Genomic DNA, 15,290 nt, shown 5'->3' on the forward strand with positions numbered 1-15,290 from the left:
CATTCACAAAACCTATTTGAAGTCAAATACTTCAAATAGGTTTTTATTTAAATTCTCATGCTTTTGTGACTATATTTTGAACTTTGCACTATTCTCGTAGTGTAAACTTTCTTTTTGTATATAATGAAACAAAATAGACTATTTTATTTTGAAAAAGAATACAAATTTACTATATACAAGCATACGTTAAAGGAGGCTACTTTATGTTATCTACACCAATCGGACGATTAAGAGCAATTGGACTAGTTGAGGGTATTTCTTTCCTATTACTATTATTTGTAGCAATGCCATTGAAATATTTCGCAGGATTTGCAACAGCTGTTAAAATTACAGGCATGGCTCATGGTGTTCTATTTATTCTATTCATCTTTGCAGTAATTCAAGTAACAATCGTACACCGTAAATCAATTTTATGGGCACTTGGAGCATTCGTTTCATCAGTTATCCCATTCGGTACTTTTGTACTAGATGCAAAATTAAAGAACGAGCAATAATAATAAAAAGGTAGTTAACGACTGTTAACTACCTTTTCTATTTATAAATTTGGAATTTCCCAATCAATTTCTCTTTCGCCCATATTAGCTAAAATCGTATTTACTTTAGAGTATGGCTTACTACCAAAGAAACCACGTCTTGCCGATAATGGACTTGGATGTACAGACTCGATAATATGATGATTCGGATTCGTAATTAACTTCTTCTTCGCCTGCGCATGGCGCCCCCACAATATGAAAATAACTGGCTTTTCACGTTCATTCAACAGTTGAATCACACGATCTGTGAAGTGCTCCCATCCTTTTCCCTTATGAGAATTTGCTTCACTTTGACGAACTGTTAATACGGTATTTAGTAGTAATACTCCTTGCTCCGCCCATTTTACTAAATAACCGTTATTCGGAATTTCATAACCATATTCATCTCGAAGCTCCTTATACATGTTTAACAATGATGGTGGTGTTTTAACACCAGGTTGTACAGAAAAGCTTAAACCATGCGCTTGATTCGGTCCATGATACGGATCTTGTCCTAAAATAACAACCTTTGTATTTTCATAACTTGTATACTGAAGAGCGTTAAAAATATCTTCTACCTTCGGATAAACAACATGCGTGCTGTATTCTTCTGTCAAAAAACTGGATAGAGTAAGATAATACTCTTTCTCGAATTCTGGTGCCAATAATGGTCCCCAATCATTTTTTAAAACATTTTTCATGCTTTCACTTCCTTTCCAATTAATTCAACATATCCTGTTTTGTAAATACTAAGAACGAAATAATAAGAGAAACAACTGCCCAAACAGTTAAATTCATCAAAGAAAATCCCATTGATAAGCCTTGTAATGCAGGTAATTTTCCTGATAAATAATCCGTTAATGATAAATTCACGCTAAAAATATATTTCGCGCCTTCCCAAGATGTTGCGAATGAGCTTAAGATACCACCTGCAATTAATGCAGCTAGCATAACGCCCATACCAGCTGGTGTATTACGAATTAAAACAGAGACCATAAATGATATAGTTCCGACAACGATAGCAACAAACCAGGCTAGTCCATAAGCCATTAAGATGTATTGCCACTGCGGAATAAGATGCACAAAGTTCGTATTTAACGTTTCCTTATCAATGACGAATCCTGTTAAAACAGGTAAATTCCATCCCGAGTACCCAAATACAAGCCCTGATAATATGTAAGCAAACAAACCTACAAGAAACAGTATGAGCGAAATGAAAAATAACATCGTCACGTATTTACTAAGGAGTATTTTCCAGCGCCGAATCGGCCGCGTAAGTAACATCTTCATCGTCCCATCACTTCGTTCTCCTGAAACGATATCAATGGCGACAATCATTACGAGAAGCGGAATAAACAATGTAATTCCTTGTTCAATAAATGCTCTGACAAAAGTCGGTGCACCCGGCGCCATCGGGTTAATATCATGATCTAAATAATATTGTTGTTGCTCAACTCTTACCTTTAACCAATCACGCCATTCTTCTGGCAATCTAGAATTGTTCAACCGATTCTGAGAATCAACAATTTGCTGTTGCAATGAAACCTTCCAATCAGTTGTACCGAGTCTTTTTTGTGTCGTTTCTATTTCACGATACTGCGCATACACAAAAAGCGGGATCAAGATTGCTAAAATAAGCATGACAACAAAAATACGTTTCTTACGGTAAATCTTTTCTGATTCATTTAAAACTAGATTCGCAAATTCACGCATGCTGCTCACCCCTTGTGAGTTCAATAAATAAATCTTCTAGCGTAAATACAAGCTCCTTAACGCTATGTACATCTATTTCATTTTCTACAAAGTGTTTATTCCAACTACTTATAGATGCAATATCCATGCGGCATAATAATCGCTCGCCTTCTACACTCACTTCTCTTACTGCTTCGGCCGCTTCTAGCATATCTTTCGCCTTAGAAATTGGTGTAACAATCCATTCTACACGATCACTTGCTGTTTTAATTAATTCTTCAACCTTGGCAACTGTTATCATCTTTCCTTTATGAATAATAGCAACGCGATCGCATATCATTTGCACTTCACTTAGCAAGTGACTTGAAATAAACACGCTCATATTTTCTTCTTTCACAAGCTTATGTATAAATTCCCTAAGTTCTCTAATCCCAGCTGGATCTAAACCATTCGTTGGCTCATCTAATATAAGTAATTTAGGATTCCCAAGGAGCGCCTGCGCAATTCCAAGGCGCTGTTTCATACCAAGTGAGTACGTTTTTACCTTGTCATGAATTCTTTCATCCAAATGAACCATTTTAGCAATTTCAATAATACGTTCATCTGATATATCACCTAACATACGAGCAAATTGCTTTAAATTTTCCCATCCCGTTAAATATGTATACAACTCTGGGTTTTCAACGATACTACCAATTTGACGCATCGCTTCTCTGAAATTGTCCTTAATCGAATAACCACCGATAGAAATTGTACCTTCTGTTGCCTTAATTAATCCGACTAACATTCGAATGGTAGTCGTCTTTCCAGCGCCATTTGGTCCTAGGAACCCGAACACTTCTCCTTGCTTTACATCAAAGGAAATATTCTCTACAAGAGTCTTCTTTCCAATTACCTTCTTCAAGTCTCGTACGGAAAGTATCGTCGTCATTTTACCCCTCCTTGTTCTAGTTTTAATTTACTTACAACATTTTGAACTAAACGTTCTGCCATATACGTATAACCTACTTCATTCGGATGAAAATGATCAGAGTATAATAAATCTTTTCCACGGTTTTGGAATAAATCAAATGTCGGTGTAATATACACATTTTTATCGTTTAGTGCTAGCTTCTCTAAAGATGCATTCCAGTCCACAACAATGTTTGAAGACCCTTTTAAATCTTCTACATCTTCAAAAGGATTGTATAAACCAAGCCAAAAAATCGGACTATCTGTATTTAATTTACGAATTTCTTCTATAATTTTCTTTGCTTCATTTTGAAATGTTTCTGTATCAGGACGATACGTCTCTAAATCTATTTTCCCAAGCGATTCCCAGCCTGGGAACAAATCATTCCCACCAATCGTTAACACGATTACATCTGCTTGCTTAATTGAATATTGAGCGCCACTACTTTCAATTTGTTTTAATAAATCGGGCATTTTTGCACCACTAACTGCTAAATTTGTTAATGCAATTTTTTGCTTATAATCTTTTTGTAAATCCTCTTTCATTCGCCCAACATAGCCAATTCCTTCTTTATCACCAACGCCACGCGTTAATGAATCACCTAAACTAACGATTTGTAACGTTCCTGTTTTCTTTTTCTCTTTCGCCACTACATCGGTCTTTTTAATTAAATTTGAAGCTTTCGGATTTAATACATCATTTACACCTGAAACAAAGCCATATGCAAATACACAGAAAGATGCAATTGTAATGAGTAGAATTACTTTTACTACTTTTGATCTCATATCAAAACCCCTTTTAGCCCTCATAGATTGTCCATAATTATACCAAACGAAATTTTGAAAAGCGATTTTCACACCTTCTCAATTATGTCGTTTCTCTATCTACTAACTCTGGTAATAACTCTATATGCTTCACATCTAATTTCTCTTCATTAATCTTTTCATATAATAATTCAAATGCTTTCACTCCAACGTTTTTACTAGAATGCGAAATCGTCGTTATACCCAATATATCTGCCACCTCTTGATCATCACACCCAATAATCGTAATATCCTCTGGAATACGAATTCCTTGTTTGTTTGCTTCTGTAACCATCCCCGCTGCAATATGGTTACAAGATACAAGGAACGCCGTCGGTTTTACTGACATATGAGCCCATTCTCTAATTACATTGCGTCCATCTTCCACTGTAAAACACCCCTCAAATTTCCAGGTCTCTAACGGTGTTACGATACTCTGTTGAAGCGAATCTTCATACGCCTTCTTTCGTCTTTGGCTATTAACGCTATTACTTCTTCCAATACAATATCCAATACTTGTATGACCGGCATCTATTAAGCTTTTCATCCCACGTGAAAATACTTTGTAGTAATCAATATGGACACTTGAAATGCATTTTGAATCTATTTCTTCACACATAACAATCGGGCCGAATTTCGTATATTCTTCAAGCTTCTCCTTACTATTTGTCCGAGAACAAATAATAACCCCATCAAGCTTTTTCATTTTTAACATATTTAAAATTTCTAGTTCTCTTTCTTCGCTATAATTTGTCTGGCAAAGCATCATATTATAATTATTCTTTGCTGTTTCTTTTGATATCCCCTCGATAATAGCACTATAATATTGATCATTTACGTGTGGCAATAAAACGCCAATTACATTCGTTTTTCCTTTCACTAAATGAATTGCATTCACGTTTTGCGTGTAATTTAATTCTTCTATAATTGCTAAAATTTCTTTTCGTTTCTGTTCATTTACGTACGGATGATTATTTAGTACACGTGAAACAGTTGAAACAGATACTCCAGCAAGTTCAGCAATCTTTCTTATATTTGTCATCTCATTTTCCCCTTCTCACAAAAATTCTCCCTTGACCTGGTAAGCTTTCCACAATATATCCTTTCCTAGCAAATACATTTAGAAAGGATATACAACTATGCTTCGATTCAAATTAGAATATATATTTTTCATTGGCGGTTTACTCATTCTTGCCATCGGTATTAATATGATGACAACAATTACTTCCTTTGGACTTAGTCCTTATGATTCCTTCTTTATTGCACTATATCAAAATTTTGGGATAAGTATTGGTTTTTGGATTTTCATGATTAACTTTGCCTTTACACTTATCGTACTCTTTTGGAATAAAAAACAAATTACAATCGGTACAATTGTAACGATGGTTCTTATTTCTCTTTTTGTTGATTGGATTGGTTCCATTACAACTATTATGGACGCTATCCGCTCTCTTCCAAAATATATAACACTTATTTGCGGAAATCTATTCGTTGGAGCTGGAATTGGTCTTTACGTCTCTACAAACCTTTGCGCAGCGCCTCAAGAAGCTTTCGTTTTAACGGTTGCTGAAAAGAAAAAATGGACGTTTAGAAGAACAGAGATTTCATTAGCCTTTTTATTTTTAACGTTAAGCTTTTTATTAGATGGACCTATCTATTTTGGAACAATCATCTTATCCTTTACAACAGGCTGGATTATCCAAGCATTTATTCAAGTTGGTACGCAGATTTTAAATAGAAAAGAGCCTATTAAGCAAGCTGCTTAATAGGCTCTTTCTGTTTTATGGTAAGAGATACTACTTAGCATCCCCTTCAATTCGATAGTTCGCTTTCAAACAATCGATTTCTTCATACCCTTGCAACGTATGTAGAATATAATCATAATCAGCAAGAGACGCACGATGCGTTACAATTACAATTTCAGCCTTTCCTTTCTCTTCAAGCGGCATTTGAATAATCTTTTCAAAGCTAACGCCACGCTCAGAGAACAGTGAAGTAATTTTTGCAAATACACCAATTTCGTCTTTTACATGAAGTCTTAAAAACTTTTTCACGACAATTTCGTCTGGCTCTTTTAATACTTTTTGATATTGTGGGACTACTGCACTATTTCCTGTTACCCCTAATCTAATATTTTGCATTACAGCAACTAAATCCGAAACAACAGCTGTCGCTGTCGGTAAACTTCCTGCGCCTGGTCCATAAAACATCGTTTCTCCAACTGCTTCACCGTACACATACACAGCGTTATATTCATTTTGTACTGCCGCAAGAGGATGTGTATTTGGAAGTAAAGTTGGTTCAACTGTAACCTCCAATTTTTCACCATCTCGTTTTGCAAGACCGATTAATTTAATTGTATAACCTAAGCTCTTACTGTATTCAATATCTTCCTCTGTAATAGAGGTAATCCCTTTTACTTTCACATCTCCAAGCTCTACATTTGTAGAGAAACCGAGAGTAGCTAAAATCGTCATTTTTCTTGCTGCATCTAAACCTTCTACGTCTGATGTTGGATCTGCTTCTGCAAATCCAAGTTGTTGGGCTTCTTTTAACACGTCGTTATATGCTCTCCCTTCGTCTGACATTTTCGTCAAAATAAAATTTGTCGTTCCATTTACAATTCCCATTACTTTCGTAATAAGATCTGAAGAAAGTCCTTCTACAATACTGCGTAAAATTGGAATTCCTCCTGCCACACTCGCCTCATAGAATAAATCAGCCTTATTATCTTTTGCTGTCGCTAATAATTCAGCTCCATGTAATGCCATTAAGTCTTTATTTGCAGTTACAACATGCTTTCCGCTTTTTAAAGCTTGTAAAATATATGATTTTGCATCATCAATGCCACCCATCACTTCGATGACAACATCAATATTTGGATTATCTAAAATTTCATTTGCATCTTGTGTTAATAGAGTAGAAGGTACCTCTACCTCTCTCTCTTTCTCAATGTTTTGCACTAATACTTTCGTTACCTTAACTGGACAACCTACTTGGTGTATGAGTCGTTCTTGATGATCCGTAATAATACGAACCACACCACTGCCAACTGTCCCAAGACCTAATAACCCAACTTGAATTTCTTTCATAGTACTGTCCACCCCTCAAAAATTGTGTTTAGATGAAATTATATGAGTAAAAAATCTGAAAAACAATGTATTTTGAACATTCGGAAAAATATAAGTTAATCTTTACAAGGAAAACGTTGCCACGTGTTACACAATCTTTCTTTACAATATATAAGGGGTTTCTTGATACACGTAATAATTCAACCAATTAGAAAACAATAAATTACCATGACTCCTCCACCTAACAAGCGGCTTTTCATCTGGATTATTATGTTTAAAATAGTTTTTTGGCACATCAATATTTAATCCCTTGTCACGATCTCGTTCGTATTCTTGTTTTAACGTCTCACAACTATATTCGCTATGTCCAAGGGCAAAAACTTGCCTTCCTTCTGGCCCAATAACAAGGTGAACACCTGCTTCTTCAGAGTTTGCTAACAATGTTAATTCTTTCACTTCTCTAATATCATTCTCTCGTACTTCTGTATGACGAGAATGCGGAGCAAAAAACAATTCATCAAATCCTTGTAACAATTTCACATGTTGCTCGCAAACCTCATGTTCAAATACACCGAACATTTTTTCCTTAAGGGGATACTTTGGAACACCATAATGATAGTACAAACCAGCCTGTGCCCCCCAGCAAATATGGAGCGTAGATGTTACATTCGTTTTTGAATACTCCATAATACGTTTAAGCTCTTCCCAATAATCTACTTCTTCAAAAGAAAGAGTTTCAACTGGTGCTCCTGTAATAATGAGCCCATCAAATTTTTCATTTTCAATATCACGAAACGTTTTATAAAAGCTCGTTAAATGGTTCTGCGCTACATTACGAGACAGATGTGATTCCATATGAAGTAAATGAACATCTAATTGCAACGGTGTGTTTCCAATTAAGCGAAGTAATTGTGCCTCTGTATCTTGCTTCGTTGGCATTAAATTTAATATAGCAATTTTCAAAGCGCGTATATCTTGTGTTTCTGCTCGCTCCTTCGTCATTACAAAAATATTTTCTTTTTGCAACACTTTGCGAGCCGGTAAATCTTTATCAATTATGATCGGCATGTGTTTTGCCTCCAACTAGAGCTGCTTCCAAATCTGCAATAATATCAGAAACATCTTCTATACCAACCGATAAACGAATTAAATCAGATGTAACACCAGCTAGACGCTGATCTTCAGCATTTAATTGTCTATGCGTCGTACTAGCGGGATGTATAACGCAAGTTCGTGCATCAGCTACGTGTGTTACAAGAGTTGCTAGTTTTACATTTGCGATAAATTCTTTTGCTGCTTCTAATCCCCCTTTAATACCAAATGTTAAAACCCCACTAGCGCCTTTTTTCAAATACTTTTGTGCTAACGAGTAATTTTCATTACTATCTAATCCCGGATAATTCACCCATTCAATACGTTCATGATTAGCAAGCCACTTAGCAACTGCCAGAGCATTTTCGCTATGACGCTCCATTCGTAAATGCAAAGTCTCTAAGCCAATATTGCTAATATATGCATTGAATGGGCTCATACAATTTCCATAATCTCTTAATAGTTGAACACGTGCTTTCACAATATATGCTGCTGCACCAAAGTTTTGAACGTAACTTACACCGTGATAACTTGGATCTGGTTCAACAAGCTCAGGATATTTTCCATTTGTCCAATCAAAGTTTCCACCGTCAATTACAATACCGCCTAAAGAGCTCGCATGCCCATCGATATATTTAGTCGTAGAATGAACAATAATATTTGCCCCATATTCAAACGCTTGGCATAAATAAGGAGTTGCTAATGTATTATCAACGATAAAAGGTACCTCTAATTCTTTAGCGGCAGCTGAAAATTCTTTGAAATTTAAAACATTCATCGCTGGATTTCCTAATGATTCTGCATAGATAAGTTTCGTCTTATCGTTAGCAAGTGCCGTAATTTCATCTGCCGTTAAATTTGGATTAAAGAACGTAACATCAATGCCAAGCTTACGTAAACTCACCCCAAATAAATTAAACGTTCCCCCGTAAACAGTTGAAGAGCAAAGTAAATGATCCCCACTACTACAAATATTTAAAACTGCGAGCATAATAGCTGCTTGCCCAGAAGCCGTTGCAACAGCTCCTACACCGCCTTCTAAATCTGATAACTTCTGCTCAAATGCGGCTAGAGTAGGGTTTCCAATACGCGTATAAATATATCCTTCTGCCTCTAAGTTAAATAGAGCTGCTAAATCATCCGAAGTATCGTATTTATACGTTGTGCTTTGATAAAGTGGTAAAACACGTGGTTCACCATTCTTTGGCGTATAGCCACCTTGCACACAAATCGTTCCTTTTCCCCATGATTCTCCCATCTCTCATTCTCCTTTCTTTTATACAAAATAAAAAACTGCCCCCTTCCTGAAAACAAGAAAGGAGCAGTTTGAAAACACGCTCTAAAGGCTCTTTCTTATCTCTCAGGATTACTACCTGCAGGATTTGGCACAATTCCGTTATACGGCTGTTGCCAAGGTTTCATCGGGCCTGTCCCTCCACCTTTTCTTGATAAGACTATGCAATTACCGTTGATTTTATAGCAATAATTTCCTAATGTCAAACAGTTTTTCTGAATGTTCTAAAATAAATGTTAACAATTTCATATAAAGAAACAAAAGAAATATATTCCATACTAACTTGAAAAAGACCTTTAGAAAAAATGATTCATGTAAAATAAACCCCAATCATCTATTTTCATTAAACAAACTGTTTTAATAGAGCGTATAATTCTTCAAAATTATGCACTTCATATGTCGGTATAATCCCACTATCATTTAATTTCCTTTCTGGATTAAACCAACAAGTATCAATTCCTGCTACATATCCACCTTTAATATCGGCACTTAATGAATCCCCAATAATCAGCCCTTCTTCAGGTGCAAAGTTAGGAATCCGTTCAAAAACATAATCAAAATACTCTTTCATCGGCTTTTGAAAACCTGTATCTTCCGAAATAAAAACATCTTTAAATAATGAATGTAACCCTGCATTACGCAAACGTTTATCTTGCGTCTTAGAAACACCATTTGTCACTATATACAACTCATACTCCCCTTGAATTTGTTTTATAAATTCAAACGCACCTTGCATGAGTTGATTTCCTTCTTCTAAGTAGCTACGATAATTATTTTCGAATAATATACCGTCTACTTCTTCTCCATACTCTTTAAACAACAGAGAAAATCGTGTATTTACAACTTCATTACGTGATAGTTCACCTTTTTCAAAAGCATCCCAAAGACCTTTATTTATTTTTTTATAACGAGCCTCTATCTCGTCTGTTAAAGGAATTCCCTTCTCTTCAAAAAGCACCCGTAAAGCCACTTTTTCAGCCTTTTGGAAATCTAGTAATGTATCATCTACATCAAATAACAATGTTTTATATTTTTTCATAAATTCATCACACTCTCTTTTCTACAAAAACAAATTTACATAAATCGTATCATTCCTTCTTGTAAAGATAATAGGAGATATCTCATACTATACATGGGGGTGAAAATATGAAAATCAGCAAAAATGAGGAAGAAATTTATCAATACATGCAAATCCATCAATTCCATACCCTATTTTCATTTCATGTCTTGCCATATGTAGAGCTACATTCTTTTCAAACGAAAGAGATGATATGTAGCGAAGGAAATGCTCTCCCTTATCTCTATTACTTAATTTCTGGGAAAGCAAAAATATATATGAGTCATCAAAACGGGAAGGTTTCATTAATTAACTTTATTCAAGCACCATCTTTTATCGGGGAATTAGGATTAATAGGAGTAGAAAATATTACTAAGTCCGTTGAAGTACTAGAAGATTGTATGTGTTTGGCACTTCCTCTTAAAGATTGTCAGCAACTTTTATTACAAGATGCAACGTTTTTACAGCACTTATGCAAATTTATTGGAGAAAAGACAATTACTCGCACTGAAAATTACGCAAAAAACTATAGTTATCCTTTCGAAAATCGATTAGCTGCTTTTATTTTATTAACAGAGCAAAATAATTGTTATATAGAAAAGCATACTGAGGCTGCAGAATACTTAAACGTCAGCTATCGTCATCTTTTATATGTATTAAACCAATTTTGCCAACAAAATTATTTAAAAAAAGAAGGCCGAACATATTATATACAAGATCGAAATACATTAGAAAAACTTGCTGATGAACTAAAAATATAAAAAACAGCATTAACGTTTACATGTTAATGCTGTTTTTTCGAGTGACGATTATAATTTCAATTAAAATTTGCTTGCTACTTTAGCAGCTTCTTCAAGACCTGCAGTAATAATTTCTTCTGCTTTGTCTGGGAATTGATTATGTCCTTCGATAACTACTGTTTCCATGTTTGTTGCACCGAAGAAGCCCATCATACTTGCTACATATTTAACAGCCATTTCTACCTCAGCTGCTGGACCTTCAGAATATACGCCGCCTCGCGCGTTTAATAATGCAATCTTCTTATCTCCAATTAGACCAACTGGACCTTCAGGCGTATATTTAAACGTTTTACCAGCACGGTTTAAATAATCAATATATGTGTGTAGTACTGCTGGAATCGTTAAGTTCCATAATGGGAAGCCGAAAACAACTTTATCAGCTTCTAGAAATTGATTTAAGTACTTATCAGCTACTGCTACTGCTTTTGCCTCTTCTTCTGTTAAATCAAATCCTTTACCTGCCTTAAATGTACCATTGATCATGTCTACGCCTACATATGGTAATTCTTCTTTATATAAATCAAGTTCTACTACTGTATCATTTGGATGTGCTTCTTTATAGTTTGCTAAAAATGCCTCATATAATTTTACACTAACTGCTTGTTCCGCTGGACGGTTGTTTGCTTTAACGAATAAAACTGTTGCCATTATTTCTTCCTCCTAGTACTCACTCTTATGTTGTTATATGCTTTCAAAAAAGGTATCCCTTGTAATTGTTGTTTTGTTGCTTACAAACATATTTTATCTTTATATCAGGACAATTTCGTCCTCACATAGACGTATTTTTCCATAAAAAAAGTCCACCTTCTAAAGGCGAACTAGGTCTTACGACTTTCGTCTTATACAATTCCATTTTTCACTGCATATAACGCCGCTTGCGTACGATCGGATAAATTTAATTTACTCAAAATGCTACTTACATGTGCCTTAACTGTCTTTTCTGTAATAACTAAAACAGATGCAATTTCCTTATTGCTCATCCCTTTTGCTAATAGTTGCAACACTTCATTTTCTCTCGCCGTTAGCACACCCACTTGAAGAAAAGGTTCTTCTTCCTTTTCTTCCACAGGTAATGTTTGAGAGAGAAGAGTATTTGCTATATCCGGATGCAATTGAATATTCCCTTTATATGCGCTTCGAATAGCTTCAACAAGCTGATCTGGTTCTACATCTTTTAAAATATACCCACTTGCCCCCGCCCTTAACGCTGGTAAAACATGCGCCTGATCAGAAAAGCTAGTTAATACAATTACTTTCACATTCGGATATTCTTTTTTGATGCATGCCGTCGCCTCGACACCATCCATTTCGGGCATATATAAATCCATTAATACAACATCTGGATTCGTCTCCCCTACTTTCACTAACGCTTCTTTCCCATTATTTGCTTCTCCAACTAACGCTAAATCTTCCTGTGTACTTAAGAAAAATGCTAATCCTTTTAAAACGACTGTATGATCATCGACTAACAATACTTTTATTTTCACAAACTTCCCTCATTTTCACATCATAATGGTACTTTTACTTTTACGCTCGTTCGCTTCTTACTACTTACAATTTTAATTGTTCCACCAACTAATTCTACTCTTTCACGCATCGTAGTCATGCCGAGTGATTTCTTCTCTTTTATATCCTTTTCTACAAAGCCCTTTCCTTGATCGACTATTTCTAATGATACATTCTTCTCTGTCACTTTGAAATAAATCGTTGCTTCTCTGACATTCGCATGTTTACTTACGTTATTTAAAGCTTCTTGTCCAATTCTCCATAGCGCTTCCTCTACTACACGCGGTAAATCACGAACACCTGTAACTTGTTCCCTAATTTTCAGTCCCAAGTTTTCACCGTACTGCTTTAAAGCTGGTAATAAACCTTTTTCTAACCCTGCCGGACGAAGCTGCCAAATTAATGTTCTCATTTCCTTTAAAGCTCCTTGCGCTAGTTCACGCATCTCATGCAAAGATTGGTCAACCTTTTCATTTTGACCTTTTAAAACTGCCTCAGCCCCTTTTGTCATAAAGGTTAATGAAAATAATTTTTGCGAAACAGAATCATGTAAATCCCTTGCTAATCGGTTTCTTTCTTCCATTCGTACGAGTTCACGGCGCTGTTCGTTTAATCTTAGATTCTCTATTATTAATGAAACGTGATTCGATAACGCTTGAATTATATCTATTGTATTAACATCAAATTCCCCATTATTTAAACTAACACATAAAACACCAAATATATGATTTTGAATATGTATTGGCGTAGCAATAACAACTCCATTTACATGTTTTAATAGAGCTAGCTCACCTTGTTCTAACGCCTTCTTTGCCGCTTCTTTTACATCCTCTTGTAACTCTTCCTGCCCATAAGAAGCTCGCAAAGATAACTCTATTTCTTCCCTAATAAAAAACGCCACTTGATTCCACTGAAATACTTCACCTACGTGATTTACCACTTTTTCAGGTAATACATTAAACTTATGAATCGTTTTTAAAGCTTGAATAAACCGCTCCAACTTCACATAATAATGTGCTCTTCGCTTTTCATTTTCATATAATTTTGTTCGCTTTAAAGCCGTACCGATTTGGAAAGCAACTGATTGGAGCAATACTAATTCTTCTTCCGAAAAATGTGTTTTACCTGGGCTAGCTACATTTAAAACACCAAATTTCTCTCCTCCAGCCTTTAAAGGAACCGTAGCATGATGAAGAATTCCTTCTGTATCTCCCCAATTATATTCAATTGCATTATTAATTCTTTTACATTCAATAATATTAACGGCTCTCTCTAATTTCCCATCTACGAAGCCGCGTAAACACCAACACTCACCTTCACACATCGGGCGTTTATTTTCATATGTAAGTGCCTCTGGTAACTGGTAATCGATCACCTTCGTATACTTCCCATTTTCATCCGCGAGAAAAATCCAGCCTGTCGTTAAACCTGTTACACTGAGCAATTTTTCTAGCACTGCTTGCAATACATGATATGTATCATTTGATGTATTTAATGTTTCTGCAATTTCCTTTAATATAACTAATTCATTTGTACGATTATCTCGAAACATACTCAGTCTCCTGCATACAAGATTTTAAATAGCTCTTAAAATAAATCATCTACTTTTCACTTTGTACTTATTCGTAACATTGATATAATGGTGAAAACATAGTTTTCATTATATCACTTGAGGGGGCTTTCATAATGACATTAAATAAAGCACTTACTATCGCTGGTTCTGACACAAGTGGCGGTGCTGGTATACAAGCAGATTTAAAAACATTCCAAGAACTTGGCGTATACGGAATGACATCTCTTACAACAATCGTAACGATGGATCCACATAACGGTTGGGCACATAACGTATTTCCAATCCCAGCTTCTACATTAAAACCACAATTAGAAACAACAATTGAAGGTGTTGGCGTAGACGCTTTAAAAACAGGTATGCTTGGATCAGTAGAAATTATTGAAATGGTTGCAGAAACAATCGAAAAGCACAATTTCAAAAATGTAGTAGTTGACCCTGTTATGGTATGTAAAGGTGCAGATGAAGCATTACATCCTGAAACGAACGATTGCTTACGTGACGTTCTTGTGCCAAAGGCATTAGTTGTAACACCAAACTTATTTGAAGCTTACCAATTAAGCGGTGTGAAAATTAATTCTCTTGAGGACATGAAAGAAGCAGCGAAGAAAATCCACACTTTAGGTGCCAAATACGTACTAATTAAAGGTGGAAGCAAACTTGGTACGGAAACTGCAATCGACGTCCTATATGATGGAGAAACATTCGATCTTCTAGAATCAGAAAAAATCGATACAACCAATACACACGGTGCAGGTTGTACATATTCTGCTGCAATTACAGCAGAACTTGCAAAAGGAAAACCTGTGAAAGAAGCAGTAAAAACTGCTAAAGAATTCATCACAGCTGCTATTCGTTACTCATTCAAAATTAACGAATACGTAGGTCCAACTCACCATGGTGCATATCGTAAATTCGTTGTATCAAAAGAACTTGTCTAA

At 35.5% G+C, this 15,290-nt stretch carries 16 protein-coding genes and 1 riboswitch; of the genes, 4 read left to right on the forward strand and 12 right to left on the reverse strand.

Features of this window, described 5'->3' with window-relative positions; genetic code table 11:
- Positions 1 to 203 precede the first annotated feature (203 nt).
- Entirely contained in the window at positions 204 to 494 is a 291-nt protein-coding gene (locus MHI26_RS27745; protein ID WP_000953395.1) for a DUF3817 domain-containing protein, read from the forward strand.
- 41 nt (positions 495 to 535) lie between these two features.
- Here the strand turns inward: MHI26_RS27745 and MHI26_RS27750 are convergent, their stop codons facing one another.
- From MHI26_RS27750 to MHI26_RS27770, 5 genes are read right to left on the reverse strand one after another with little or no spacing between them, the layout of a single operon-like run.
- Entirely contained in the window at positions 536 to 1,213 is a 678-nt protein-coding gene (locus MHI26_RS27750; protein WP_000800193.1) for a uracil-DNA glycosylase, read from the reverse strand.
- A 19-nt stretch (positions 1,214 to 1,232) separates the two neighbouring features.
- On the reverse strand, positions 1,233 to 2,225 hold the full coding sequence (locus tag MHI26_RS27755) for an ABC transporter permease subunit (protein WP_001206475.1): 993 nt from the start codon (positions 2,223 to 2,225) through the stop codon (positions 1,233 to 1,235).
- A complete protein-coding gene (locus MHI26_RS27760; RefSeq protein WP_061667925.1) occupies positions 2,218 to 3,135 on the reverse strand; it encodes an ABC transporter ATP-binding protein in 918 nt (305 codons plus the stop codon). The genes MHI26_RS27755 and MHI26_RS27760 overlap by 8 nt, the downstream gene beginning before the upstream one ends.
- On the reverse strand, positions 3,132 to 4,013 hold the full coding sequence (locus tag MHI26_RS27765; RefSeq protein WP_116365991.1) for an SGNH/GDSL hydrolase family protein: 882 nt from the start codon (positions 4,011 to 4,013) through the stop codon (positions 3,132 to 3,134). The genes MHI26_RS27760 and MHI26_RS27765 overlap by 4 nt, the downstream gene beginning before the upstream one ends.
- Before the next feature lie 10 nt (positions 4,014 to 4,023).
- Entirely contained in the window at positions 4,024 to 5,001 is a 978-nt protein-coding gene (locus MHI26_RS27770) for a LacI family DNA-binding transcriptional regulator (protein ID WP_061667927.1), read from the reverse strand.
- Between the two features lie 97 nt (positions 5,002 to 5,098).
- On the opposite strand from MHI26_RS27770, the gene MHI26_RS27775 reads away from it, so the two are divergent.
- Positions 5,099 to 5,725 (forward strand): YczE/YyaS/YitT family protein, encoded by a 627-nt coding sequence (locus MHI26_RS27775; RefSeq protein ID WP_000943411.1) that lies wholly within the window; start codon positions 5,099 to 5,101, stop codon positions 5,723 to 5,725.
- A 30-nt stretch (positions 5,726 to 5,755) separates the two neighbouring features.
- Here the strand turns inward: MHI26_RS27775 and MHI26_RS27780 are convergent, their stop codons facing one another.
- The 4 genes from MHI26_RS27780 to MHI26_RS27795 all read right to left on the reverse strand — a co-directional run bounded on the left by MHI26_RS27780 (position 5,756) and on the right by MHI26_RS27795 (position 10,455).
- A complete protein-coding gene (locus MHI26_RS27780) occupies positions 5,756 to 7,051 on the reverse strand; it encodes a homoserine dehydrogenase (RefSeq protein WP_000659109.1) in 1,296 nt (431 codons plus the stop codon).
- Between the two features lie 141 nt (positions 7,052 to 7,192).
- Entirely contained in the window at positions 7,193 to 8,098 is a 906-nt protein-coding gene (metA, locus tag MHI26_RS27785; RefSeq protein WP_001121532.1) for a homoserine O-acetyltransferase MetA, read from the reverse strand.
- A complete protein-coding gene (locus MHI26_RS27790) occupies positions 8,082 to 9,380 on the reverse strand; it encodes a bifunctional O-acetylhomoserine aminocarboxypropyltransferase/cysteine synthase (RefSeq protein ID WP_000504786.1) in 1,299 nt (432 codons plus the stop codon). Before MHI26_RS27790 ends, metA begins: the two co-directional genes overlap by 17 nt.
- A gap of 92 nt (positions 9,381 to 9,472) precedes the next feature.
- Positions 9,473 to 9,577: riboswitch (SAM riboswitch) on the reverse strand.
- A 182-nt stretch (positions 9,578 to 9,759) separates the two neighbouring features.
- The gene (locus MHI26_RS27795) at positions 9,760 to 10,455 is read right to left on the reverse strand and encodes a YjjG family noncanonical pyrimidine nucleotidase (protein ID WP_061667928.1); all 696 of its coding nucleotides are present in this window, start codon (positions 10,453 to 10,455) and stop codon (positions 9,760 to 9,762) included.
- A gap of 107 nt (positions 10,456 to 10,562) precedes the next feature.
- On the opposite strand from MHI26_RS27795, the gene MHI26_RS27800 reads away from it, so the two are divergent.
- Positions 10,563 to 11,234: a transcriptional regulator YeiL gene (locus MHI26_RS27800; RefSeq protein ID WP_061667929.1), complete on the forward strand. Its 672-nt coding sequence runs from the start codon at positions 10,563 to 10,565 to the stop codon at positions 11,232 to 11,234.
- A 60-nt stretch (positions 11,235 to 11,294) separates the two neighbouring features.
- Here the strand turns inward: MHI26_RS27800 and MHI26_RS27805 are convergent, their stop codons facing one another.
- From MHI26_RS27805 to MHI26_RS27815, 3 genes are all read right to left on the reverse strand, one after another.
- Positions 11,295 to 11,921: an FMN-dependent NADH-azoreductase gene (locus tag MHI26_RS27805; protein ID WP_000246726.1), complete on the reverse strand. Its 627-nt coding sequence runs from the start codon at positions 11,919 to 11,921 to the stop codon at positions 11,295 to 11,297.
- A 191-nt stretch (positions 11,922 to 12,112) separates the two neighbouring features.
- Positions 12,113 to 12,760, reverse strand: a complete 648-nt coding sequence (locus MHI26_RS27810; RefSeq protein ID WP_000695793.1) for a response regulator — start codon at positions 12,758 to 12,760, stop codon at positions 12,113 to 12,115.
- 20 nt (positions 12,761 to 12,780) lie between these two features.
- Entirely contained in the window at positions 12,781 to 14,331 is a 1,551-nt protein-coding gene (locus tag MHI26_RS27815; RefSeq protein WP_000488151.1) for a GAF domain-containing sensor histidine kinase, read from the reverse strand.
- A gap of 134 nt (positions 14,332 to 14,465) precedes the next feature.
- Between MHI26_RS27815 and pdxK the strand changes: the two genes are divergently transcribed.
- Positions 14,466 to 15,290, forward strand: a complete 825-nt coding sequence (gene pdxK / locus MHI26_RS27820) for a pyridoxine/pyridoxal/pyridoxamine kinase (protein ID WP_000174261.1) — start codon at positions 14,466 to 14,468, stop codon at positions 15,288 to 15,290.

Source organism: Bacillus sp. FSL K6-1218, assembly GCF_038006445.1.
Classification (GTDB): Bacteria; Bacillota; Bacilli; order Bacillales; family Bacillaceae_G; genus Bacillus_A; species Bacillus_A thuringiensis_S.

What these genes read in the sequence shown, in the direction of transcription:
- MHI26_RS27745 (WP_000953395.1), top strand. Translation starts at nt 204, where the DNA reads ATGTTATCTACACCAATCGGACGATTAAGAGCAATTGGACTAGTTGAG.
- MHI26_RS27750 (WP_000800193.1), bottom strand. Translation starts at nt 1,213, where the DNA reads ATGAAAAATGTTTTAAAAAATGATTGGGGACCATTATTGGCACCAGAA.
- MHI26_RS27755 (WP_001206475.1), bottom strand. Translation starts at nt 2,225, where the DNA reads ATGCGTGAATTTGCGAATCTAGTTTTAAATGAATCAGAAAAGATTTAC.
- MHI26_RS27760 (WP_061667925.1), bottom strand. Translation starts at nt 3,135, where the DNA reads ATGACGACGATACTTTCCGTACGAGACTTGAAGAAGGTAATTGGAAAG.
- MHI26_RS27770 (WP_061667927.1), bottom strand. Translation starts at nt 5,001, where the DNA reads ATGACAAATATAAGAAAGATTGCTGAACTTGCTGGAGTATCTGTTTCA.
- MHI26_RS27775 (WP_000943411.1), top strand. Translation starts at nt 5,099, where the DNA reads ATGCTTCGATTCAAATTAGAATATATATTTTTCATTGGCGGTTTACTC.
- MHI26_RS27780 (WP_000659109.1), bottom strand. Translation starts at nt 7,051, where the DNA reads ATGAAAGAAATTCAAGTTGGGTTATTAGGTCTTGGGACAGTTGGCAGT.
- metA (WP_001121532.1), bottom strand. Translation starts at nt 8,098, where the DNA reads ATGCCGATCATAATTGATAAAGATTTACCGGCTCGCAAAGTGTTGCAA.
- MHI26_RS27790 (WP_000504786.1), bottom strand. Translation starts at nt 9,380, where the DNA reads ATGGGAGAATCATGGGGAAAAGGAACGATTTGTGTGCAAGGTGGCTAT.
- MHI26_RS27795 (WP_061667928.1), bottom strand. Translation starts at nt 10,455, where the DNA reads ATGAAAAAATATAAAACATTGTTATTTGATGTAGATGATACATTACTA.
- MHI26_RS27800 (WP_061667929.1), top strand. Translation starts at nt 10,563, where the DNA reads ATGAAAATCAGCAAAAATGAGGAAGAAATTTATCAATACATGCAAATC.
- MHI26_RS27805 (WP_000246726.1), bottom strand. Translation starts at nt 11,921, where the DNA reads ATGGCAACAGTTTTATTCGTTAAAGCAAACAACCGTCCAGCGGAACAA.
- MHI26_RS27815 (WP_000488151.1), bottom strand. Translation starts at nt 14,331, where the DNA reads ATGTTTCGAGATAATCGTACAAATGAATTAGTTATATTAAAGGAAATT.
- pdxK (WP_000174261.1), top strand. Translation starts at nt 14,466, where the DNA reads ATGACATTAAATAAAGCACTTACTATCGCTGGTTCTGACACAAGTGGC.